15 protein-coding genes are annotated in these 24,870 nt (G+C 36.1%); 6 read left to right on the forward strand and 9 right to left on the reverse strand.

The genetic code is table 11. The features are described from left to right. Positions 1-8 precede the first annotated feature (8 nt). The 5 genes from BST92_RS05555 to BST92_RS05575 form a co-directional block, all read right to left on the reverse strand. A complete protein-coding gene (locus tag BST92_RS05555; protein WP_105070548.1) occupies positions 9-1,628 on the reverse strand; it encodes an outer membrane beta-barrel protein in 1,620 nt (539 codons plus the stop codon). 5 nt (positions 1,629-1,633) lie between these two features. Further along, positions 1,634-2,179, reverse strand: coding sequence for an RNA polymerase sigma factor (locus tag BST92_RS05560; protein WP_105070549.1), 546 nt, complete (start codon positions 2,177-2,179; stop codon positions 1,634-1,636). A 14-nt stretch (positions 2,180-2,193) separates the two neighbouring features. Further along, positions 2,194-2,613 (reverse strand): hypothetical protein, encoded by a 420-nt coding sequence (locus BST92_RS05565; protein ID WP_146105102.1) that lies wholly within the window; start codon positions 2,611-2,613, stop codon positions 2,194-2,196. 129 nt (positions 2,614-2,742) lie between these two features. Next, complete coding sequence (recA, locus tag BST92_RS05570; protein ID WP_105072208.1) at positions 2,743-3,765, reverse strand: recombinase RecA; 1,023 nt, start codon at positions 3,763-3,765, stop codon at positions 2,743-2,745. A gap of 161 nt (positions 3,766-3,926) precedes the next feature. Then, on the reverse strand, positions 3,927-9,368 hold the full coding sequence (locus tag BST92_RS05575; protein WP_105070551.1) for a fibronectin type III domain-containing protein: 5,442 nt from the start codon (positions 9,366-9,368) through the stop codon (positions 3,927-3,929). 203 nt (positions 9,369-9,571) lie between these two features. On the opposite strand from BST92_RS05575, the gene trhO reads away from it, so the two are divergent. Further along, positions 9,572-10,603, forward strand: coding sequence for an oxygen-dependent tRNA uridine(34) hydroxylase TrhO (gene trhO, locus BST92_RS05580; RefSeq protein ID WP_105070552.1), 1,032 nt, complete (start codon positions 9,572-9,574; stop codon positions 10,601-10,603). 89 nt (positions 10,604-10,692) lie between these two features. Here trhO and BST92_RS05585 read toward each other — a convergent pair whose 3' ends face one another. Both BST92_RS05585 and rsmI read right to left on the reverse strand, forming a co-directional pair. Continuing rightward, positions 10,693-15,768 (reverse strand): fibronectin type III domain-containing protein, encoded by a 5,076-nt coding sequence (locus BST92_RS05585; RefSeq protein WP_170061714.1) that lies wholly within the window; start codon positions 15,766-15,768, stop codon positions 10,693-10,695. A 185-nt stretch (positions 15,769-15,953) separates the two neighbouring features. Further along, positions 15,954-16,619 carry a 16S rRNA (cytidine(1402)-2'-O)-methyltransferase gene (gene rsmI / locus BST92_RS05590; protein ID WP_105070554.1) on the reverse strand — a complete coding sequence of 222 codons (666 nt, stop codon included), beginning with the start codon at positions 16,617-16,619 and terminating at the stop codon, positions 15,954-15,956. A gap of 184 nt (positions 16,620-16,803) precedes the next feature. Between rsmI and BST92_RS05595 the strand changes: the two genes are divergently transcribed. Beyond that, positions 16,804-20,151, forward strand: a complete 3,348-nt coding sequence (locus BST92_RS05595) for a T9SS type B sorting domain-containing protein (RefSeq protein WP_105070555.1) — start codon at positions 16,804-16,806, stop codon at positions 20,149-20,151. 26 nt (positions 20,152-20,177) lie between these two features. Here BST92_RS05595 and BST92_RS05600 read toward each other — a convergent pair whose 3' ends face one another. Together BST92_RS05600 and BST92_RS05605 are read right to left on the reverse strand one after the other, a co-directional pair. Continuing rightward, a complete protein-coding gene (locus BST92_RS05600; RefSeq protein WP_105070556.1) occupies positions 20,178-20,534 on the reverse strand; it encodes a DoxX family protein in 357 nt (118 codons plus the stop codon). 9 nt (positions 20,535-20,543) lie between these two features. Further along, on the reverse strand, positions 20,544-21,323 hold the full coding sequence (locus tag BST92_RS05605) for a hypothetical protein (protein WP_105070557.1): 780 nt from the start codon (positions 21,321-21,323) through the stop codon (positions 20,544-20,546). A gap of 90 nt (positions 21,324-21,413) precedes the next feature. Between BST92_RS05605 and BST92_RS05610 the strand changes: the two genes are divergently transcribed. The 4 genes from BST92_RS05610 to BST92_RS05625 all read left to right on the forward strand — a co-directional run bounded on the left by BST92_RS05610 (position 21,414) and on the right by BST92_RS05625 (position 24,824). Beyond that, a complete protein-coding gene (locus BST92_RS05610; protein ID WP_105070558.1) occupies positions 21,414-22,052 on the forward strand; it encodes a thymidine kinase in 639 nt (212 codons plus the stop codon). After that, on the forward strand, positions 22,052-23,155 hold the full coding sequence (gene alr / locus BST92_RS05615) for an alanine racemase (RefSeq protein WP_105070559.1): 1,104 nt from the start codon (positions 22,052-22,054) through the stop codon (positions 23,153-23,155). Before BST92_RS05610 ends, alr begins: the two co-directional genes overlap by 1 nt. Positions 23,156-23,285: 130 nt before the next feature. Then, positions 23,286-23,699, forward strand: coding sequence for a large conductance mechanosensitive channel protein MscL (mscL, locus tag BST92_RS05620; protein ID WP_105070560.1), 414 nt, complete (start codon positions 23,286-23,288; stop codon positions 23,697-23,699). Positions 23,700-23,831: 132 nt separating this feature from the next. Beyond that, positions 23,832-24,824: an aspartate-semialdehyde dehydrogenase gene (locus tag BST92_RS05625; protein WP_105070561.1), complete on the forward strand. Its 993-nt coding sequence runs from the start codon at positions 23,832-23,834 to the stop codon at positions 24,822-24,824. The last annotated feature ends 46 nt before the right edge of the window (positions 24,825-24,870 follow it).

A 24,870-nucleotide genomic window follows, 5' to 3' on the forward strand; every position in this document is an offset into this window, starting at 1 on the left:
TCTATGGTTTAAAATCTGTAAGTGATACCACTATAGATACCTACATTAAATGGTTTAAAATCTGCTGTGTTTTCTTTTAATGCATTGAGCTGATATTTAAACATAGGCTCAACAGTGATACCTAGTTGATCTGTAAATAGGTAATCTATCCCTAACCCAAAGTTTGCACTGTGATTAAAGGAGTTAAAATTATCATCTTCACCTAATTCTAATTTTGAAGTATTATTAGTAACGGCGATACTATTATCTGTAAGGAATAAAGCACTTAATCCACCCATGACGTTAACGCTCAACTTGCGGTCTAACAACTTATACTTTAATTCTAGTGGTACTTCTAGATAGCCTAATCGTTGAGATATTTCTCCTTGAAAACCTGTAAAGGTATTGTCTGATAAAAATTCTTGAGAAAAAGAACTACCTAAATCTGCTGTTGAGACAGCACCTGGATTAGACACTGCATTTCTATCATAAGAGTTTACAGATAGTAATTGCACATCACCTGGTTGTACGGTAACACCATAGACAATATCGTTAGTCGTATAGCTTAAATTAACTTTATGCACACCTGTGCGCACAGATAAACGTGGTGATAGATTGTAGCCTACACTCACACCATAACTAAGGTTTAATCCTGCTGCTTTATTATTATCTGCAAATTCTTGATCAATGGATGATCCACCCATCGTACTAGAGTAAATAGGTGCAATAACACTAGAAGCATTCCACTTCTTAAATGGAATTGCGTCTGCATCTTCCTCATTTTCATCTTCTTCTTGCTGGGCGACAGCATCTTCTAAAGATTTACTTGTTAAGGTAGAGTCTTGAGGTATGGTAGTCGCTGCAATGTCTGTATTTGATGGCAACGCTATCTTAACCTGACCATCTTTATTCTCAGATTGTGCAGTGTTACTCGCGGGATTCTGACTAGGTGTGTTTGAATTAGTAGCATTGATTGCTATATAAGGTCGTTTAGTAGATTGATTGATTGCAAATCTAGTTTCATCAGCATTTTTAATTGCTTTATTCTTAACACGGTTTATGTTATCACTGGATGGTTGATTACCAGATGTGGTTGTGTATGATGTCTTTTGATTAACTGAACTGCTATTATTAATAGTAGCTTTTTGAGATGCATCTTTACCTATGATTGCTTTATCACTATTTAAAGCAGTTGTGCCCGAATGGGCAACATTAGTTTTATCAGCTTCATCAAGTAATTTATCATCACTAGTTACTAAATCAGTATTTGATACTGTGTTTGAACTTGGATTATCTAAAACAAGATTATCATCAGCATTGTTTTTATGAAATAAATTGTCCTTGTTAACCGCACCATCTAGCGTCTCTTCATCTGAAGAGTTGCTATTTACGTCATTAATTTCTGTAACAATTTGCTGGTCTACCTCTGTATTGTTTTTTAAGCTGGAATAACCAGTATATGCTAGTGTAGTTAATAGAGCTATTCCGGCAGCAATCCCTATCCATTTAATCCATAGAGGAAATACCGCGACTGGTTTTTTACCATCGAGTTGTTTCTCAATATTATCCCAAGCAGCCATAGGCGGCGCTGCTTCAAAATCTTTGAAGCGTTCTTGAAATAAACGATCTATGTTCTTTTTATCACTCATTCTATTCAGCTAGCGTTGCAATTATTATTAAAACGCCACGTATTAATCATTTCTTTTAAATGCTGCCTAGCTCTTGCGAGGTTAGACTTTGATGTTCCTTCTGTTATTTCCATCATGCTGGCTATTTCTTTATGAGAATAACCATCAAGCACGTACATTGAAAAAACCATTCTATATCTATCTGGTAATTGTTGTACCATATTCAATAGACTATTAAGGTCTATATCTTCTATTTCTTCAATATCATCCTGAACATCTTTAATCTGGTCTTCATTCACCAGATTAAATACCTTTTTTTTACGGTATCGTTGTAATGCGGTATTTACAGCGATTCTTCTACACCAGCCTTCAAAAGATCCGTCGTCTTTAAATTGATCCATCTTATTGAAAATAGTTATGAAAGAATCTTGTAATATATCTTGTGCTTCTTCATAACTAGGTGCATATTTCAAACAGCTCGCAAAAAGATTTCCAGAAAATCTATCATAGATTTCTCTTTGTGCTTTGCGATTGTTCTTCCTACACTCATTTATAAGTTCTTTTAGAACCACATGATACTATTAAATTATTCTAATACAAATACTGTATATTCTAAATAGGTTTCTTCATTATTAGGTCCTAAACCATTAAAAAACCTAAAAACATAACTACCATTACTAGCTGCTGTAAATCTTAAAGTTTGTTCTTCAACAATTGTTGCATTACCAGTTGCACAATTACCAGAATCTAGTTGAGCCAGTACTGTTGAGATATTGCGCACGTTAAGATCTGCAGTTACACTAAATCCATCAAATACATGACAGTCACTAGGTTTTGTATAAAAAACAGGTATATCATAAGTCTCACCAAAATCAAATGTTGAAGGCATTTGCACACTATCAACTGCCACAATACTATATGAGACCTTAAGACCATCATCTGATATCTCACAGCTACTTAAGGAAAGTAATCCCAAAATGGTAAGTATTATAAAAAAATATTTCATATTCATCTTCTTTGTTCTACTGCATAGATGCATTCTTTATAGAAAGGTTGCGTTCATCACATAAAAAAATCGCTTACTATACCCTTGATAGGTTAAAAGTAAGCGATAGATTATAATTGATGTGAGTTTTTAACTGTTAACCAGCCTTATAGCCTCCATTATTTTTGCTTGCAGCTCATCTGCTAGATCTGGATTATCTTTAAGTATGTTTTTTACAGCATCTCTTCCTTGACCTAGTTTAGTATCTTCATAAGAGAACCACGATCCTGCTTTATTGATGATCTCATATTCTACACCTAGGTCAATGATTTCACCTAATATAGAAACACCTTCTCCATACATGATATCAAACTCTGCAGTACGGAATGGTGGTGCTACTTTATTCTTTACCACCTTTACACGGGTTTTATTACCTAATACACTACCTGAAGTGTCTTTAATTTGTGTAGATCTTCTAATGTCTAATCGCACCGAAGCATAAAATTTCAATGCATTACCACCGGTAGTAGTCTCTGGATTACCGAACATTACACCAATTTTCTCTCTTAATTGGTTAATAAATATAACCGTACAATTCGTTTTAGAAATAGTACCGGTCATTTTACGTAGAGCTTGAGACATAAGACGTGCATGAAGTCCCATTTTACTATCACCCATTTCACCTTCAATCTCACTTTTAGGAGTAAGAGCTGCAACAGAGTCAATTACTATAATGTCTATAGCACCAGATCTTATTAGATTTTCAGCAATTTCTAATGCTTGCTCACCATGATCTGGTTGCGAGATAATCAAATTATCAATATCAACTCCTAACTTCTCTGCATAGAAACGATCAAATGCGTGTTCAGCGTCTATGAAAGCTGCTATTCCACCAGCTTTTTGTGCCTCAGCAATGGCATGTAAAGTAAGTGTTGTTTTACCAGAGGATTCTGGTCCATAAATTTCTACTACTCTACCTCTAGGATAACCACCTACTCCTAGGGCCGAATTCAATGCAAGTGATCCAGTAGGTATACTTTCTACCTCAACAACTTGCTTATCACCCATTTTCATAACGGCACCTTTACCGTATGCTTTATCTAATTTATCTAGTGTTAGTTTTAGCGCTTTTAATTTTGCTTCCTTCTCTTTATCTTCTTTCTTATCTGCCATTTTAATTCTATTTGCTGTAAAAATACAACCCATTATTTATTAGAACAATGAAAGTTGATTTGGGTTATTAACTTTATGAAAATTCTGCTTTCGCGAAAGCGAATAAAACAAAAAAAGGAACTCAAATTGAGCTCCTTTTTTATAATATTCTTATGTGAAATTTACTCTTTGATGAAACGGCGAGTAGTCTTCGCGTCTTCACTAGAGATATTCATAATATACACTCCATTATTTAATTTAGATAAATTACCTATCTCAATAACTCCATTTGATATGTTATCATAAGTATGAGACATTATTTGTTGTCCTAGTGTATTATATATTTCAATTTGCGCTTTTTCAATGTTTATATCACTCATATTAATGGTGAGAACGTCACCTTTAACGGGATTAGGATATATGGATAAATTAGACCCAAAACTCAAATCTTCATTACTTAAAGTTACTACTTGGAAAACTAATTCAAAACGCAGTGCATCCAGGCTTTGAGCATTATTCATATCTAAAGTAAAATCTACAGCGGTAGACGTTCCCTGAACTAACTCTGTCATGGTACCCGTAAAATTATCTTTAAGATATGCTGTAAGGCCTGGTAATACATCAACCGTAGCATTAATAGTATATGCATTAGTTAGATAGTTAGTGATATTTAATCCCAAAGACTCATTTGTAGTAGGAAGTGTTCTTCTTTCTACAGTAAGTAATTCCCCTGAAGGTTTTGTAATTGCCATATTAACATTAAGACCATTAAGTTTTACGGCGTCATTAGCATCAACATTAATATTATGAGCAGCGTTAAAATCTAAATAAAGACCATCACTTTCAGTTTGACCATTATTAAAACGGCTTGTTTGATAAATTTTAAGCCTTAACGCTTGTTGTAGTGGCGCAACATTAAACACGCCACCATTTGTAGTACCGTCTACTTTGTTGGACTCTGCAATCGTAACAGAGGCAGAACCACTATTGTCAACAAAAAACACCGCTTGTCCAGCGTCTAAAACATTAGTCGCTACTCCTGCAGATCCAGTAGTACCAGAAGCACTAGCATATGGAATCGCAGAGTAACCGCCGAATTCTCCTAGTGCTGGATCCCAATAATACATATCTGCACCTACTCCAGAAGCTACAATATTTTCTGTAGACAATTTAGATTGATACGGATTTGCAAAAGCAAAGAATTCACCTGATGCAATACCTGGTGTCACAGTCATAGAACCTGTCTTTAATGAACCTGAAGCTCTTAATGTAGTTTCTGTATGTGCTGGAGCAGTTGCTGCAGCAAGATCAGTCATTCTATCACCTCTTACAAATAAGCGGTAATAATCACCTGCATTTAATATTTCAGTTTTTGTATTTGTAACGGTAGTCCATGATTGATTTGATGCATCCCATTTAAACATACTGGCATTTCCGGTAGTAGTTTCATCATGTCCAGTTGTTGCGTTAACAGTCCCTGCTGTTCCTGCTGTACCAGTTATCTGTACCCCAAAACCTGTTGCATTAACACCTGCCTCTTGCCAGCTATCATAAACACTAGGTCCTGAAACTGTAGATCCTATAAATCTAAAGGCTCTATTACCAGCAGGAATATATCGTTCTACATTTACATTACCTGTAATAGCTCCAGCATCTACCACATCAACTCTAGCCGTACCCATTGCATTTGATACTAAAGTAATATTTCCATTTGCATCTAGTTGTCCTCCAGAAACAACGTCTAACTGTTCAGAAATAGATTGCATACCGTTCATGGTTACATCTCCTGTTGCATCTACAGTTAGATTAGTCATACTTCCTGCTCCTGTAACACTTGCTGCAGCACCACTTAAAATTACTTGGTTAACTCCTGTAATAGAACCGTTGTTTTCTAGGTTGCCAGTAACTGTAATATCTCCATTATCTACTTCAAGAGAAGCTCCTGCTTCTAGAGTCAGATTACCGACACTTATTGCACTTGTTAAAGACGGCATTGTTCCCGCTTGAACAATCATGTTATCGTTTTCTGTAATATTTCCTTCTGGAGTATTGTTCCAAGATGCTCCATTCCAAATGTAGTCTTGTGATCCAGTATTAACTTCAAAATTATCAATAAATAAATCCCAATCTGATGCACTTGAAGAACTAGCTTTTGCAATAAAACCAACTTTAACCAGTCCTGAATAAGCAGATAAATCTATTGAAATGGCATCACCTGCTACACTAGGAGTTGTACCTTGTGTCCATGTTTGCAATACATTTGTAGTACTCCATGTAGCTCCGTTATCAGTTGATATAACAACATTTACAATATCATCTATCCCAAAAGAAGCAGCAACCGTAGAACTTGCAAAATCTGTTGCAGAAATATCAAATTTTAATTGATTACTATTACCAATACCTAAATCAACCGTAGGACTAATCAACCATTGACCAGTGGTCGTAGTGTACATATTATACCTTGCAGCTCCAGTAGTTCCGTTATTTGCAAAACCATCAGAGGCCCAACTTGAAGAACCAATATTAAGTGAAGCATCTAGTTCACCAGTTGCTTCCTCCCAACAATCAGGGACGTATGAATTAAAGTTCTCTACATAACCTGGAACCTTTGATTCACAAGAAGTTTCAAAACTATAAGGACCTGCCCATTCACTAAAATCACCACCACCACAATTTGCTCGTACGTAATAATCGTAGGCTGTGACCGCGGTTAAGCTATTTAAAGAGTAAGGATTAGTAGCTGGAGTAATTACAGTTCCTGATCCTTGAGTAAAGCCATCTACACCATATTCTATTTCCCAAGACGCCTCACCACTACCTCCAGATGTCCAACTTAAGTCGGCAGAAGATGAAGTAATATTTGAAGAGCTTAACATCGAAGGAACTAGACAAGATGCTGGTGTTGTAAAGCTAAAAGGTCCTACCCATTCACTAAATTCTCCACCACTACAATTTGCTCTTACGTAGTAATCATAGTCTGCAGATTCTAAAAGGCTTGAAAGGCTATAAGGATTTGAAGTAGCCGAAACTATAGTTCCATCTGTGGTTCCCTGAGTAAATCCATCAATCCCGAATTCAATTTCCCAAGAGGACTCTCCACTACCTCCAGAGATCCAAGTTAAATCTGCTGAAGTTGCTGTAATTCCAGTTACGTTTAATGATGTCGGTTTTACACAATTAGGTAACTCAACAAAACTAAAATCATCTAAATAATAAGAATCAAAAGTACTAGTCTGACCATGTCTAACTGCAAAATAAGAATCAGTACTAGTTGGGATATTTATTTCTATGTCTTCAAAGGATGAAGACGTCAAAGTAGTCGTTGCTAAAACTGTAAAGGTTGAAGCATCATTTGGATCTGTAATTGTACCTAGTTCTAGTTCTTGTCCATTAGCTCCTTTAGCACTGAACTGTACTTGTACGCCGTCAGTCGTTAACTCAGCTATTTCAGGAGAAATAAGCATATAGTCTCCAGAAGAATCAAATCCATTGTAGAAACGATAAGATTTAGCTCCAGATTGAACATTTGTAACAGAATTATCATAAACATAAGCGTAACCAGATCCTGAGTCGATAAAACTCCAGCAGTTAGGAGCATTTGAATTAGAAGAACTTCCCGTAGTTGAACTATCAAAATTTTCAGTAAAGGGAATATTAAAAGCAACACAAGGAGTGGTGAAACTATAAGGACCAACCCATTCACTAAAATCTCCTCCACCACAATTTGCTCTTACATAATAGTCATAAGCTGTATTTGCTGTCAATGCATTTAGATTATAAGGATTTGTAGCTGGAGTAATAATATTACCAGCTCCTTGAGTAAAGCCATCAACTCCGTATTCAACTTCCCATGATGCTTCACCACTACCACCGCTAATCCAAGAAAGATCTGCAGATGTTGCCGTAATATTTGTTACTGCTAAATTGGTAGGTTCTTGACAAGAAGGTATTGTTCGTACTTGAAAATTATCAATATGAAAATCCTTATCTCCGGTAGCAGAAGCTCCTTCATCAGAATAAATTGCAAACTGCACATTGGAGCCTGTGATCGCAGATAGGTCAGCATTAAAAGTTTCACCAGCCGCCGCCGGTGTGTTTCCATTTGCTGCATTCCATTGTACAATAGTATTCCAAGTAACTCCATCTAATGTATAAAGAAGTCTCACATCATCATCAGAATCAAAAACACCTTGTGTAGTGGCATCATAGTTAGTAAATGCAACATCAAGATTAATTTCGTATCCTCCTGCGCTTAAATCAAACTGTGGTGAAAGAAGCCATTCAACATCTCCTGTTAGATAAATATTTACGTTCACTCCACCAAGACCTGATCCTAGATGTGCAAACTCTTCTTCAGCCCAATTACTAGAGCCTAAAGAACTAGGACCATTTACAGGATCACCGTCAACAGCTTCTATCCAACAACTTGGAATGTAAGAAGAAAAATCTTCTAAATAATCTGGGGTTTCAGGAGCACAAAGAGTTGTAAAACTAAATGGGCCTGCCCATTCACTAAAATCACCAGCTCCACAATTTGCTCTTACATAGTAATCATAATCAGTATTAGACATTAATCCTGTTGTATTTACTGGGTTAGTTGCCGGAGTGATAATAGTTCCTGCGCCTTGGGTAAAGCCATCTATACCGTATTCTACTTCCCAAGAGGATTCTCCACTACCACCACTCGTCCAAGAAAGGTCAGCAGATGAAGATGTAATATTGGCAGCATCCAATGATGTAGGTACTAAACAAGAAGCAGGCGTTGAAAAACTAAAAGGACCAGCCCATGCACTTACATCACCACCACAATTTGCTCTTACATAATAATCATAATCAGTAGATTCAGTAAGTGTATTTAATGTATAAGGATTAGAATTTGCTGCAACAATTGTTCCTGTTCCTTGTGTAAAGCCGTCTGCTCCAAATTCGATATCCCATAAAACCTCACTTCCAGTAACTGTCCAACCTAAGTTTGCACTTGTTGCTGTAATCCCAGTCGCTGTTAATGAAAAAACATCAGGACAGGCTTGTTGAATTCCTCCTAAAATTATATTAGGTATATAAGATAACATTGTTCCCGTAGGTGGAGATGCTGGATCAGGATTTGTCGAATCGCTTCTATAATAAATAGAACGATTAGTGGTTACACTAGAGGTATGGAAATCATCACTAATACTATCATAGCTTGCTCTATTTTCATCAACTGCAACAATCAAGTTATTGGTGTTTGAATAGTTAAAAGGAGTATCTAAAGTTATTGTTATCCACTCATCAGTACCTGGAGCAGTTACAGTAATTCCTCCTGAATACACTTGAGTAAGTGCTGTACTAGGAAGCCAGTCTGTAGTAGAGGCATAAGAAGCTTTTACATCTTCAGCCATATATATAACCAATTCTTGACTATTAGGTAACTCAGTCGTCCCGCTATAAAACCATTGAATTGAGGTAATATTCCCAGAAGCATTAATTTCACTTTGTAAATAAACACTTTGTGAATAAGAAAAACCATAATATGGTTCAAATGGTACTGCTTGAGATTCACTAGTGCCGGTACCAATTTGAATTTGACCACTAGAGAAACCAGTCGCAAAAATTAAAAGAAGTATTAGTAATTTTATTTTCATTTTGATTCTTTTAGAATTAATCAAGCTATTAAGTTATACCATTTTTGTAGCTCCGCACCTACAAGACTTAATTTTTTGTTAAAGCGCTCAATTCATCGCTTATCTACTTGATTTTTAAAAGATCAGCATGAATAATGTGCATAATATTTCATTTTTATTTAAAATATTACCTTTGTCGCTCAACACATAAAAATGTTTATAGCATGCAACTGTATAACAAATTAAGTGCTGAAGAAAGAAGAGAACTTATACGTGCCGCTGGAAAAGAGCGGTTAACGATATCTTTCTATCAGTACCACCAGATCGGTAATCCACAACTTTTTAGAGACCACTTATTTTTACACTGGCATCCTATGGATGTTCTGGGAAGAATTTATGTCGCTCACGAAGGTATTAATGCTCAACTCTCCGTACCTGGCGATCGTTTTGACGAGTTTAAACTATTTTTAGATAACATATCTTTTTTAGAAGGAGTACGTCTCAACATCGCTAGAGAACAAGATAATGAAAGCTTCTTAAAACTTAAAGTTAAGGTTAGAAATAAAATAGTTGCAGACGGACTTAATGACCAAACCTTTGATGTAACTAATAAAGGGATTCATGTAGACGCAACTAAGTTTAACGAACTGATTGAAGACCCCAATACTGTTCTGGTAGATATGCGTAATCATTATGAATCTGAAATAGGACATTTTAAAAATGCATGGACACCAGATGTTGATACCTTTAGAGATAGTCTAGATTATATAGAAGAAAAATTAAAAGATCATAAAGAAGATAAGAAATTAGTGATGTATTGTACCGGTGGTATCCGATGTGAAAAAGCTAGTGCATATTATAAACACAAAGGTTTTAAGGATGTATATCAACTAGAAGGTGGTATTATAGAATACCATAGACAAGTGACAGAACAAGGTCTAGACAACAAGTTTAAAGGAAAGAATTTTGTTTTTGACCACAGGCTTGCTGAGAAAATCAGTGATGAAGTTATTGCAAACTGCCATCAATGTGGTACTCCATTTGACTTGCATACCAACTGTGCAAATGAAGCCTGTCACCTATTATTTATTCAATGTGATTCTTGCAAAGACAAAATGGAAAATTGCTGTAGCGATGAATGCAAAGAAATCATTCAACTACCGATCGAAGAACAAAAGAAATTACGTGCCGGGAAATATAATAGTAATAAGATTTTTAAAAAAGGTAGATCAGAAAAACTAGTATTTAAAAAGTAATAATTATTTTAAAATCTCGCTTTCGCGAAAGCGTATTAAACAAAAAAGGAGCTCAAATTGAGCTCCTTTTTATTTATAAATATAACTACTTATCTTTTGATAAATCGTTTCACAACGGTTGCTGATCCATCAGATATCTGCACTAGATAAACTCCTGAAGTAAGTGAACTCATGTTGTTCATTTCAATAGTATTATTAGATACATTATCAAATTCTCTAGTCATTACCTGTTGACCTAACGTATTGAAGATTGCAATAGAAACTTGACTAGTTTGTACATTTCCTAGGTTGATAGTTATTGTATCTCCCGATACAGGATTAGGATATAAGGATACCGCATTTTCTAGCGCAACATCATCATTACCGGCAGTAGCATCTACAACAAAAGTACTTACGTGGAAATCATAATCCTCTGGATCATTAACAGCACCATCACTAGCTAAAAATGCAAATTGAACAATACCAGAATAGGCCGCTAGATCTATAAACAATCTATCACCTGTAACTGCTGGCTGATTTGCAGCGTTCCAAGTTTGAATAGAAGTCCAAGTTAATCCATTATCAACAGTAATTAATAAATCTACTGAATCATCAGATCCCATCACACCGGTATCTGCAGCTGTAGAAGTTCCACTGAAAGCATAATCGGTAACAGCAACTTCAACAGTTAAAATCTTAGTAGTTAAACTCGTTAAATCATAAGTTTCAGAAATCAACCACTCACGATCTCCTAGTGTATAAAGGTTCATTACGTTACTAGGAACTACAGTACCAACACCATTAGTATATGCACGACCATCTTTCCAGTTAGAAGCTCCAATACCAGTAGGCCCAGTTGCTATTTCACCGTCACCAGCTTCATTCCAACATGCATTAGGCACATTATTAGTAAAGTCTGTTACTGCTGGGAACATAGTTACCGCACTACAATCGGTTGTAAAATTAATAGGTGTTGTACTCCATGCACTTTCATCACCTGCTGCACAAACTTCTCTAACATGAACAAAGTATTCTGTTTGAGCTGTAAGACCATTTATAGTATAAGTAACATTAGGCATCGCTCCTGCTACGTCTGTCCAGGCTCCTGAAACTGCTGGTGCCGCACCTGCCACTGTTGTTAACGAGTACTCATAATTACCTGCACTTGTTGCGTTACCACTATCAAAGTTTATTGTCGCGGCAACATCTGTATTATTTACTAAAGTAAGGTTAGAAGTATCTGGACAAGTAGGTGGAGTTCTTACTTGGAAATTATCGATATGGAAATCATAGTCGATTCCTGCATCATCAACAGCTCCATCTGTAGCATAAATTGCAAACCTTACAGTTGCACTAGTTATACCAGTTAAAGCGTTATTGTAAGTCTCTCCAGCCGTTGCTGGTTGATTATTAACATCCCAAGTCTGTAATGCAATCCATGTTATATCATCAGTAGTATAAGCAAGAACTACTTGATCATCAGATCCCATTACTCCAGCCGCAGAACTGTTATAATCAGTAACCGCAACATCTAAATTCAATTCATATCCTCCTGCAGATAAGTCATAAAGAGGTGATATAACCCAATCCGAAGCTACATTACGATATAAGTTGATATTTACAGCACCGCCACCACTTGTAGCGTTATGAGCAAATTCTTCAGAACCCCAATCTCCTGAACCAAATCCTGTAGGTCCTGTAGTTAAATCACCATCACTAGCTTCTTCCCAACAGTTAGGAACAAAAGTATCAAAGGTTTCTAAGGCGTCTGGTACAATTACGGCACAATCTGTAGTTGCTGTAATAGGTCCTACAAATGTCATACTACAGTCAGATCTTACATAAATGTCATAAGCTGTCTCTGGAGAAAGCATCGTTATCGTATAAGGATTAGTTGTAACATTAGAAGTTCCTACTGAAGGTGCAGGATCTCCAGTTGGTACCGCTATAACTTCCCAAGCAGTCGCTGGTGGAATACTATTTTCTGTCCAGCTTACTGTTACAGAATCTGCAGTAACAGAATCAACTGTTACACTTGATACATCGTTACACGTTGGTAATTCATCAAAACTTACATCATCAATAGAGATATCTGCTTCATAAGTATTACCAGTCATTGTAGACTTAGATGTTGTGAAAGCAACTATCACTGTTTGTCCAGCATAACTAGACAAATCAATAATAGCTTGTTCCCATGGATCTGCAGATGCTGTTTGTTGTTGACCAGTAATTGTCAATTCTGTTGTAAAAGTTGCTCCATTATCTGTAGAAACTGCTACTGTTAAATCAGTAATAAATGCTCCATACATATGGTAATAGAAACTAACTGATGGTACAGTAAGAGCAGATAAATCTACAGCTCTTGAAAGCACAGTAGCAACATCTCCATTAGACCCATTACTTGCTTCAACAAACATAAATGTAGTACCACTAAACGCTCCTGTAGGACCAGTGTTAGAAGAACCTGTTCCTCCTGCAGCATCTATAGCCCAATCATATGCACCAGAGCTTATTTCATTCCAACATTGATCATTTACAAAACCAGATGTTGCAGCTGTAAAGTTTTCAAAGTCTACAAAATAAGGTGCAGCTATCGCAGCACAAGGAGTTTGTATACTAAGAGGACCTGATTGAGTTGATAAACCATCACCTGTAGCACTACAATCCTGCGTTACATAAAAATCATAGTTAGTCTCACCTGTTAAACCAGTTATGGTTGCCGTATCTGCTCCACCAGCAACTGTTGTTCCAGTCATAGTAGGATCAAAACCAACAGGACCATAAGTGATGCTAGAAACGGTAGATCCGTTGTTATTAGTCCAGCCAATAGTTGCCATAGTATCTGTAGCAGATAATAATGTGATATCTAAAGGTGCTTGACATGCTGGGATCATTTCCCAAACTATATTGTCTAAATACAAATTATCAAAAGTAGAAGCAAACACATGTTTAAAGGCGATATAGGTATCAGTACCTGCATATGTATCAAAATTCTGAATATACTCAGTATGCGTGGTTGTAGGTGAAAATGTACCTAACGCAGTAAATGTCATAGGATCATTAGGATCAGTCATTGTACCAACTTCAACAGTAGAAGTAGCCACTGTGATATCTGCAAAGAATCTTACTCTGTGCGTACCTGCACTAAGATTACTTAACACTGGTGAAATTAATAAAACGTCTGCAGGAATTGTAGTACCGTTTGCACTACCACTATATAACTGGACACCGTTAGGTGCAGAGTTGTCTGCCGAAGTTGAAGTTCTTACATAAGGATCTGTTCCTGTAGCTATGTCAGTCGCAAAGAACGACCAACAAGAAGGTAAATCAGGAGTAGACACACTATCAAAATCTTCATTAAAATCAGTTATTGGTGCGCAAGCAGTAGTAAAAGCAAATGCTGCAGACCATGGACTAGTATCAGTTCCTGTACAAACTTCTCTTATGTATACATCATAATCTGTACTAGGCATTAATCCTGTAATTTGTCCAGCCTGTGCGATAGGTAACATAGCACCAGATACACCAGTTAACGTACCTGTAGGTGCAACCATTGCGTCTGGTCCAGTAGGATAAGAATTTGCTGTGTCTAATAGGTATTCAAAGTTACCAGCTGTACCAGCATTATTACTATCCCATGTAATATCTGCGGTAGTTTGGGTTACAGATACTAATTGTAAATTATTAGAGTCTAAACAGCTAGGTATTGTTCTCACTTGAAAATTATCGATATGGAAATCATAATCCTCTGCATCATCAACTGTTCCTTCACTAGCATAAATACCAAATTGAACGGTACTACCTGTAATGGTAGAAATATCTGCATTAAATGTTTCACCAGCAGTTGCAGGTTGATTTGCAGCGGTCCAAGTTTGAATTGCTGTCCATGTAGTACCATCTAAGGTATAAGCTAATACAACCTCATCATCAGATCCCATTACGTCAGCAGCAGTGCTGTTGTAACTAGTAAGTGCGACATCAAGATTTACTTCATAGCCACCAGCCGATAAGTCAAATAATGGACTTAAAACCCAGTCAGAAGTACCTACATTAAAAAGATTAACATTTACAGCACCACCACCAGAAGTTGATGCATGAGCAAATTCTTCAGATCCCCAATCTCCAGAACCAAAAGATGTAGGTCCAGTTGTTAAGTCTCCATCAGATGCTTCTTCCCAACAATTAGGAACAAAACTGTCAAAAGTTTCTAAATAATCTGGAACAAATGCAGCACATAATGTTTCAACACTTAAAGGACCTGCAGCAACAGACAATCCATTTGTAGCTGCTGTACAATCTTGTGTTACATAAAAATCATAATCTGTATTAGGCATCAATCCAGTTATACTTGCGCTGTTAGCACCAGCAGCAACTATTGTACCTGATCCTATTGTAAATCCATCAACTCCATATTCTATGGAAGAAACTGTAGAAGAACTAGTATTTACCCAACTTAAATCTAATGTTGTAGCTGTAATATTAGAAGCAGCAAAAGATGTAGGTAATGGACATAATGCAGTAGTAGTAAATGAACCCGTAGCAGCAACTGAGCTTCCATTTCCAGCAGCAGAACAGTCTTGAGTTAAAATATATTCATAATCTGTTTCTGGAGATAAACCTGGTATATTAATCGTCGTTGCTCCACCAGGAATATTTATGATTGTACCTGAACCAGCGGTTAATGGATCTGGTCCATATTCTAATACCGTATCTGTTGATGTAGAATTATTAGTCCATGAAACATCAGCAGTTGTTGCTGTAACTGTCTCGCTTAAACCACTAGGTGAAGGACACGGAATTGTGAACAAATCAAAGGCAACATCAGCATTAGAACCATTAAAGTCATATATCTGAATTATCAAGTCATCGCCTATAGCCCATCCAGACTGTAACGCGTTAGTTACAAAAGTGCCTGAACAAGAAATTTGATTTCCTGCTAGATCATAAATTGCAACACCAGGATTTCCTGGAGACAATGAAGTAAATGTTAAGGTCAGTTCTGTTGCTGTCCATGTAAAGAATTGGTCATTACCAGAGGCTGAACAACCAGTATTATCCTGTCCACTATCTGTAGTACCATCTGTTGTAAACGGCAACGTGAACTGCGGAGAAGTTGCTCCTTGAACAGGAATTGTTATCGGTATGGCACCAGCAAAGGTGTCATTGGGCGGTTGTGCTTGCGTCATTATACATGTTAAAGACATTAACATGGATAATAAGAGTAATTTCAATTTCATATAAGGTTATTTAAATTAATTAGAGAGTGCTTTATTAGCGCGTAAAATAGAGTTTTAATTAAATGTAAATAAAATGTTAAAGAAATTTTAGATAAATAACAAATTACACCGATTAAAGACGCGTCGATTTAACATTAATCAATCATTAAGGCCACAACAAATTCACCTTTAGGCTTTTTAACTTCAAAATGTAATATAGCATCATCTACTGTACCTCTATAATGTTCTTCAAACATTTTAGTGATTTCTCTTGATACAGATACCTTAGAATCCCCACCATAATGTGCTTTAAAATCTGATAGAGTTTTTAAAAGCTTGTGTGGTGACTCGTAAAAAATTATAGTGCGACGCTCTTCTTTAAGAAATTCTAATCGTTTCTGTCGTCCTTTTTTAACTGGTAAAAACCCCTCAAAAACAAACTTATCACATGGCAAACCACTCACTACTAAGGCAGGCACAAAGGCTGTTGCACCTGGTAATGCCTCAACATTTAGATTATTTTCTAACATTTTACGTGTAATTAAAAAACCAGGATCACTAATGCCAGGTGAGCCTGCATCAGTTATTAATGCCATCTTTTCTCCATTTTTTATACGGCTTACAACATGATCTACAATTTTATGCTCGTTATGCATATGGTAAGAAAGCATAGGTGTTCTAATTTCATAATGCTGTAATAATTTACCACTGGTCCTAGTATCCTCGGCAAGGATAAGATCTACTTCTTTCAGTATTTCAACAGCACGATAAGTCATGTCTGCTAGGTTTCCTATAGGTGTAGGTACTAGATAAAGTTTCATAGAGTTTATTTATACTTTGGGTAACTAATGATTTTGAGAATTACGCTTTCGCGAAAGCGTATTTTAAAACACCTCTCAAAACCCTTATTTATATAGAAGTAAAATTAAGTATAATGATTTATTAATCCACCACGCAACCATTGGTAAGAAAAGTCATCTTATATTTATAACCAGACCAATCTTTATGAAATATCTACTAACCATAGTCATATTTGTTTTTTCGTGGACCTCATTATATAGTCAGACTACTGATCTTGCCATAACTGTTGAAGCTCAAGACCTTACAGGAAGTTCAATATCGCAAGCTCATTTTTATGAACGTTATACCTATTTAATCACTATAAGTAATACAGGTGCACCTGTGGCAAATGCTGATTTCAATCTGTCGCTTAGTTCAGTAAATAATATAGAAAGTGCTGTTGCTCAAAATAACCTGGGTGGCGCTATATCACCAGCATCAATTAATATTACGGGAAATTCTATTGATGGAATTTTACCTAATATGCCTAATTCTTCTAGTCTTAAAATATTAGTTACTGTAAGAGCCTCGCCTATATTTTTAGGCGGTGCAACGGCAACGGTTATGGTCAATCCACCATCTGGCACAACAGACACTAATCCATTAACTAACACCTCTGTGATAAGCATTATTATGACAGAAAGACCTATTGATTTTCAAATTACTCAAACTCAAATTATACCGGTTAGTAATGGTGCTTTAGCAAGTTGGGGAGATTCTGTCACCTATGAGATGACCATTCTCAACAATTCTGGTATTGAATATCCACTACAAAATTTCTTAATAGCCATACAAAATATAAACGGTGCTGGTAGTGCTATAGTGACCTTAGAGAATCTAACTTGTGTAGGTAGTAATGGAATGAACTGCCCGACGTTATCTGGTATTAATCCTACAACTAGTGTAAATCTTACTAATCAATTTGAATTTTACAATCATAATCAAGAGGTTGTATTTGCTGCTGGTGCATCATTCACTTTAAGGGTCACCTATAAAGTAGAAGAAGGTGATTGTAGTCGCTTAACACCTAATCAACCTTTAAAAATAGGTAATAGAGTTAGTATTCAATCTTATGTAAATAATACTGGTTTTAGTACTAACAACCTTATTCAGACAGATGCTTTATTAAATACTGCTTGTCCTTGTACTGATTTAACTTCTCAAGTAACAAAAGTTAGTCCAACAGCTGGAACACTTAGTGCCTGGACTGATATTGTCACCTTCGATTTTACATTTACTAATAATGGACCACTTGATATTATAGGTGGCGCTTATCTCATCAATACGAGTACCTTAAATACTGGTATTGAAATTTTAAGTACTAATTGTATTAGCACCACAGGCTCCATTAATTGTACTGATATTAATATAGTCACAACACCAGATTTTAGATGGCTTACAGACAATTTTACTTTTCCAGCTAACTCAAGTGTAACCGTTAGAACGACAGTTAGGTTTATACCACCAGAATGTACTGCTGGCGGTGTTGCACCTATTTGTAGCATGCGCGGGATAGTTTTTGAAAATGACAATGCATTAATTGATTGTGATTTATCAAATGATTTTGACGGCGATAGCATTCTTGGTCTACCTATAACTCCATGTGTAGATATCCCTAATAATCCAATTATTGAGATTGTTGAAACCCAGACTAATCCAGCACCTGGCGCTGGTCCATACCCTTATGGTAATGTTACTTATGAAATAATAATGAGCAATGTAGATACTGTTGCGCATCATATTAAATTTAAAGACACTCAATTTTCTCAAGGGACCGGTATTTTACAATCTATTATATGTACTAATACAACTGGTGGAGCCGTATGTCCATCAAGTTTAAATGAAAATATAGGTGTTGCAAACTCTCAAGGAGATACCTTCTGGGAAATATTAGATACAGATGGTTATATCATGCCTGCAAATAGTAGCGTTACCTATGAAAAAACAATAGACTGGACTCCAATTTGCTCTGTACTATCTACAAATGTCCAAGATAACCTAGAGATGTCTGCATTAGACTCTAGTCTTTCTGTTATTGCGACTGCTAGTGCTGGAGTTGCAACTCCTATGGTTCCATGTGTAGACCTAGTGGTACAGACCTATCCTTCTATAACATCTGCACCTATCAACACGCCATTAGATTGGATTATAGATATTACTAATTCTAACATCAGTACTGATGCTAATAATATAGACTTTACAGATTTACTACATCCCAATTTTATTATTACCGGCACACCTACGTGTACACTTATTACAGGTACAGCAACTTGTATCCCTACATTTAATGTTAGTGGAAATCTTATAGAAGGCATCATTCCATATATGGAGTCTGGTTCTACAATACAGGTACGCATACCTGTTACATCACCATCCTATGGTGGTAGTTTTGAAAATCGTGCCGAAGCGCAACCTGATTTTACACAACAAGGAGAGAATACACCAGATTCTAACATATCAACATCTAGCCTTTTTGTTCTAACATCTCAAACTTCTAAAAGTTTTGATCCAGCAGTTATTACTACTGGAGAAACATCCATTTTAACTTTTACACTCACCAACTCTGTAGGTCTACCTGCACAAGAGAATATAAGCTTTATAGATAATTTATCGCCTGAGATTACACTCTCTGGCAATGCATACTGGGTAGAGCAAAATAATGCAACAGCTAATTTTATAGATACTATAGGTACATCATTAATAGGAATTCAAAATCTTAGTTTTCCCGCAGGGACACAGCAAGTAAGTTTTGCGGTTGAAGTAACAAGTGAAGAAATCGGTTTCTATACAAACAGTTTTTTAAATTTCACTGCTCTTAATAATATTGATGTTTCTACGGCATTTGCAACTCTCGAGGTATTACCTGTACTAGATTTAAGTGTTACTAAAACGGTAGATAATAATAATCCAGATGTGAATAGTATTGTCACCTTTACAATTCTAGTAGAAAATATAGGAAGTGCAATCGCTACGGACGTTACTGTAGAAGAGTTTTTACCTAGTGGTTATAATTATATATCACATGTTACCTCAACAGGTAGTTTTGATAATTCAACTGGCTTATGGTCAGTAGGCGATATGGTGGCAGGTAGCACTGCTACTTTACAAATAACTGTAGACTTTAATATCCCAGGAGATTTTATTAACGTTGTGAATGTATATAGCAGTAATTTATTACCCGATATTAATTTAGATAATAATACAGCGATTGCCATTACTAGACCGGACTGTCTTAAAATACCAGAAGGATTCTCACCTAATAATGATGGTATTAATGACACTTTAGTCATAGAATGTATTGAACTATATCCCGACAGCAAACTCAAAATCTTCAATCGTTATGGAAGTATCGTTTATGAAAATACAGGATATCAAAACGACTGGAACGGTATTCCTAATAGTGGACTTTTACATAATAGCGGTAACCTATTACCAGTAGGCACTTATTTTTGGCAATTAGATCTCAATGATGGTAGTGAAGCTAGAGTAGGTTGGATTTATATCAATCATTAATATTACGCTTTCGCGAAAGCGTGATATTATCTCACCCATTTCCTAACTAGATAACCCGTAAAGTAAGAAATAAATAGTAGAAGCACGCCTATTATGGGAAGAGTATAGCCGCCATCTTTTGCTGCTATATGAGCTCCCATGGCTAGTAACATATCAAAGAAGAAGCCTGCATAAGCCCATTCTGTTAACCAGCGATTGCCTCTCCATAAAATCATTGCTACACCTGCTATTTTAAACACGGCTAATGGATAAATAACCCAGGTGGGAAATCCTAAAGATTTGAAGAAACCTGTTACCATATCATACTGCAGTAAATACATACTTGCAGACCATAGCATTAAGGCACATAATAAACCTGTGACAATCCAGTAAATGTATTTCATAGCAATTAATTAATCATACTTTGCCTCTACGATTTGCATAAAACGCTCAACATAAGCATCTTTTCCTTCCCAATTATTATAATCAGGTTTTACCATTGAGGTAATAAAGTTTTGAGCTTCTATTTTGCTTTCCATTGTATTTAATTGAGATAGCACGCGATTATAATCTTGATCACTACCATTAAATAAATGCTTTATAAAACCTATACGATCGTTCATTCCTATTTTTAATCCAGATTTTAAACGGTCATTAATGGATTGCCCTTTTCCGGCTTGATTGTTAATTTTGCGCTCAAACTCTGGCATTTTTTCATAACCAGCAGTTAGATCTTCCATATCATTTTTTTCATATGTAGGCTTAGGAAAATCAATTTCAATCTCCTCTTCAGGAAACTCATCTACCATCTTATGAATAGTGGATATACCAGGTAATTCTATTTCCTCTCTCATGTCTTCATCTGCAGGGACAAATAAATCACTTAAGTCTGGATTTGAGAAAGCGTCCTCAGCATTTGACTTTGCAATTTCCATGGCTTGCTCTACTTCTTGTGTTACACTTTCAACATCCTCTTGTGCAGCGGTAAATGCTTCTTCTATCTTTTCTTGCACTTCAACAGTTCCTGCGGTAGGTTGCACATCACCAAAGTGTTTTTCTGTAAAAGAAAGGATCGTTAATTTCTCATATAATTCTTTGGCTACAGATTGTAGCTCGTGAATATCTTCCTTATTCTTCATTTGTAGAATGCGGTGTGCAAGACTAGTAAGATCTGCTGCTATTTTCTTTTTCATAATGGTTTAATATGCCGCTGGTTTTATTGTATTTTTGAAACTGATTTGCGAGAATCGCAGTCTCAATTTTTAACGCCTGTAAATTACAAAATGTTTCTAGAAAACACGGTAAATCATAAAGAGCAATTCGGCTGGATCGAGGTGATTTGCGGTTCCATGTTCTCGGGAAAGACTGAGGAGTTGATACGCAGACTCAAAAGAGCACAATTTGCACAACAAAAAATAGAAATTTTTAAGCCTGCAATAGATGTGCGATATGATGAGGAAAACGTTGTTTCTCACGATTCTAATGAGATACAAAGCACACCAGTGCCAGCAGCAGCAAATATCCCATTACTAGCAGCAGACTGCGATGTAGTAGGTATTGATGAAGCTCAATTTTTTGATGATGAAATTGTTACTGTATGTAATGATCTAGCAAATCGCGGTATACGAGTTATCGTTGCTGGACTAGATATGGATTTTAAAGGAAACCCTTTTGGACCTATGCCAGCACTTATGGCCACTGCAGAGTATGTTACAAAGGTGCACGCTGTTTGTACTAGAACAGGCAACCTAGCGCAATTCAGTTACCGTAAAACTAATGATGAAAATGTAGTCATGTTGGGCGAGCAACAAGAATATGAACCATTAAGTCGTGGTGCTTACTATAAAGCAATGCTTGCTCATAAAGTAAAAGAACTAGATGTTCAAGATCCCGAAGAACTAGCACAAAAAAATAAATCTTAATGCCATTACAAGGTACCCGATTAGAAGTTAACCTTGCTGCACTAGAACATAATTTTCATTTTTTGAAAAATAAACTTCAGGCTGGAGTTAAGTTTATGGCCGTAGTTAAGGCAAATGCCTATGGACATGGAGCAGTTACAATTGCGCAACGTTTACAAGAATTAGATGTAGATTATTTTGCTGTGGCTTATGTGTCAGAAGCTGTAGAGCTGAGAGATAACGGTATTCAAAAACCTATTCTCGTACTGCATGCACAAACTTTTATGTTAGATACATGTATAGATCGATGCATTGAGCCGGTTATTTATAGTCTAGAAATGCTAAATGCGTTTATCACAACTGCACAGAGAAAACAGCAACAATCCTACCCTATACATCTAGAATTCAATACCGGTTTAAATAGGATAGGTATAGATTTTAAAGATATTGAAGAGGTTATTTCTAAAATAACATCTAATTCGTCAATAAAAGTTCGTGGACTACAGTCACACCTAGCAGCGAGTGAAGATTTAAATGAGCGTGATTTTACCAACTCACAAATCAAACTATTTAAAAAAATTAATGCTCGATTAGAGGCTGTCCTACCATATCCTTTTTTAAAACATGAGTCTAATACTAGTGGTATTTTAAATTTTAAAAATGCTCATTTCTCTATGGTGCGATCTGGCATAGGTCTTTATGGATATGGAAACGATCAAAAATTTGATGCAGAGTTAATTCCTATAGCTTCTTTAAAATCTGTTATATCACAAACGAGATGGATTGAAGCTGGAGAAAGTGTGAGTTACAACCGTAAATTTATCGCTGTTGAAAGAACAAGATATGCGGTAATTGCATTAGGGCATGGTGATGGTATTAACCGCATTTATGGATATGGTAAAGCACATGTTTCTATTAATGGAAAACTTGCACCTACCCTAGGAATTATATGTATGGACATGTTTATGGTTGATATTACTAACATTGATTGTCATGTGGGAGATGAAGTTGTCATATTTGGTGAACAACTTACCGCAAGAGATATGGCAGAAAAGGCAGGAACGATATCTTATGAAATCCTCACGGGAATTCAAAAGAGAGTACCACGCACATATACTAAATAGTTATTTCATCGGTTTTTATTACATTTTCATCGTCGGTTTATCGATTTTTAAAAAAAACGTTTAGAATATTTTAACAAATCACAGTTTCTATATCTAAATTGCACCTCATTAACCATAACAAATAAATAACATGTTAAAAGAATTTAAGAATTTTATTATGACGGGTAACGTCCTAGATCTTGCCGTTGCCGTATTACTAGCTGGAGCAGTAGGTCTTGTAGTAAATGGATTTGTGAAGATGATTATGATGCCTATCATAGGACATTTTGCCGGAGGAATGAGTTTTGAAGACTTAAAAATTATTTTAAGTGAAGCTCAACTAGCTGCAGATGGATCTGTTGCTGTGGCAGAAAATGCTATCCAGTACGGAGCATGGATTAATACAATTATCAACTTAATTATTGTAGGTTTTGTTCTTTTCATGATTGTTAAAGCATACAACAAGACTAAAAAACCAGTAGAAGAGGCACCAGCAGAACCTGCAGGTCCTTCACAAGAAGAGCTTTTAGCTGAAATACGCGATGTATTAAAAGCTAAAAACTAAAAGTTAGTTCCATAAGTATTTTAAAAGCCGTTCTGTTAATAGCAGAACGGCTTTTTTATTTATCAATTTTTGAAAATATTAGGACTCATATCAATTCTAGGATTTACTTTTGAGCAACTAAAATTTATTTTCATGAAAATAGCAGTAGTAGGCGTTACCGGAATGGTAGGCCAAGTCATGTTGCAGGTTCTAGAAGAACGCAACCTTAATGTTTTAACTCTTATTCCAGTGGCCTCAGAGAAATCTGTAGGAACTGAAATTACTTTTAAGGGTAAACAGGTAAAGGTAGTAAGCATGAAACAGGCTATTGAAATGCGACCAGACATTGCCTTATTCTCTGCTGGTGGTTCTGTGAGTTTAGAATTTGCTCCACAATTTGCTTCTGTAGGTACGACAGTAATTGATAATTCAAGTGCATTCCGCATGGATGCAGACAAGAAACTAGTCGTTCCAGAAATTAATGCCAGTGCTTTAACAAAGAACGATAAAATCATTGCAAACCCTAATTGCTCAACCATTCAAATGGTTCTTGCATTAGCACCATTACATAAAAAATACCGTATTAAAAGACTAATTGTTTCTACTTATCAATCCATTACAGGAACTGGAGTAAAAGCCGTACAGCAATTAGAAAACGAGTACAACGGTGAAAAAGGTGAAATGGCTTATCCATACCAAATCCATAAAAATGCTATTCCACATTGTGATGTTTTTGAAGAAAATGGATATACTAAAGAAGAGCTCAAACTCATAAGAGAAACTCAAAAGATTCTAGACGATCGTACAATTGCTGTAACGGCGACTGCGGTGCGTATTCCCGTAGTAGGTGGTCACTCAGAGTCAGTAAATCTAGAGTTTGAAAAAGAGTATAATGAAAACGACATACGTGAAATCCTTGCAGATACTGATGGCGTTACTGTGCAAGATAACGTAGATGTGAACCTTTATCCTATGCCATTAATGGCTCACGGAAAAGACGATGTTTTTGTGGGTCGCATAAGACGTGATCACTCTCGAGAAAACGCCTTGAACATGTGGATCGTGTCTGATAATCTAAGAAAAGGTGCTGCTACCAATGCCGTACAAATAGCAGATTATTTGATACAAAATAATTTAGTAGGATAATTATTCTACTTGATTAATCATCATATGATTATTGTCAATAATATTG

Origin of the sequence: Nonlabens arenilitoris, assembly GCF_002954765.1 — a bacterium.
In the GTDB taxonomy this organism is placed as follows: Bacteria; Bacteroidota; Bacteroidia; order Flavobacteriales; family Flavobacteriaceae; genus Nonlabens; species Nonlabens arenilitoris.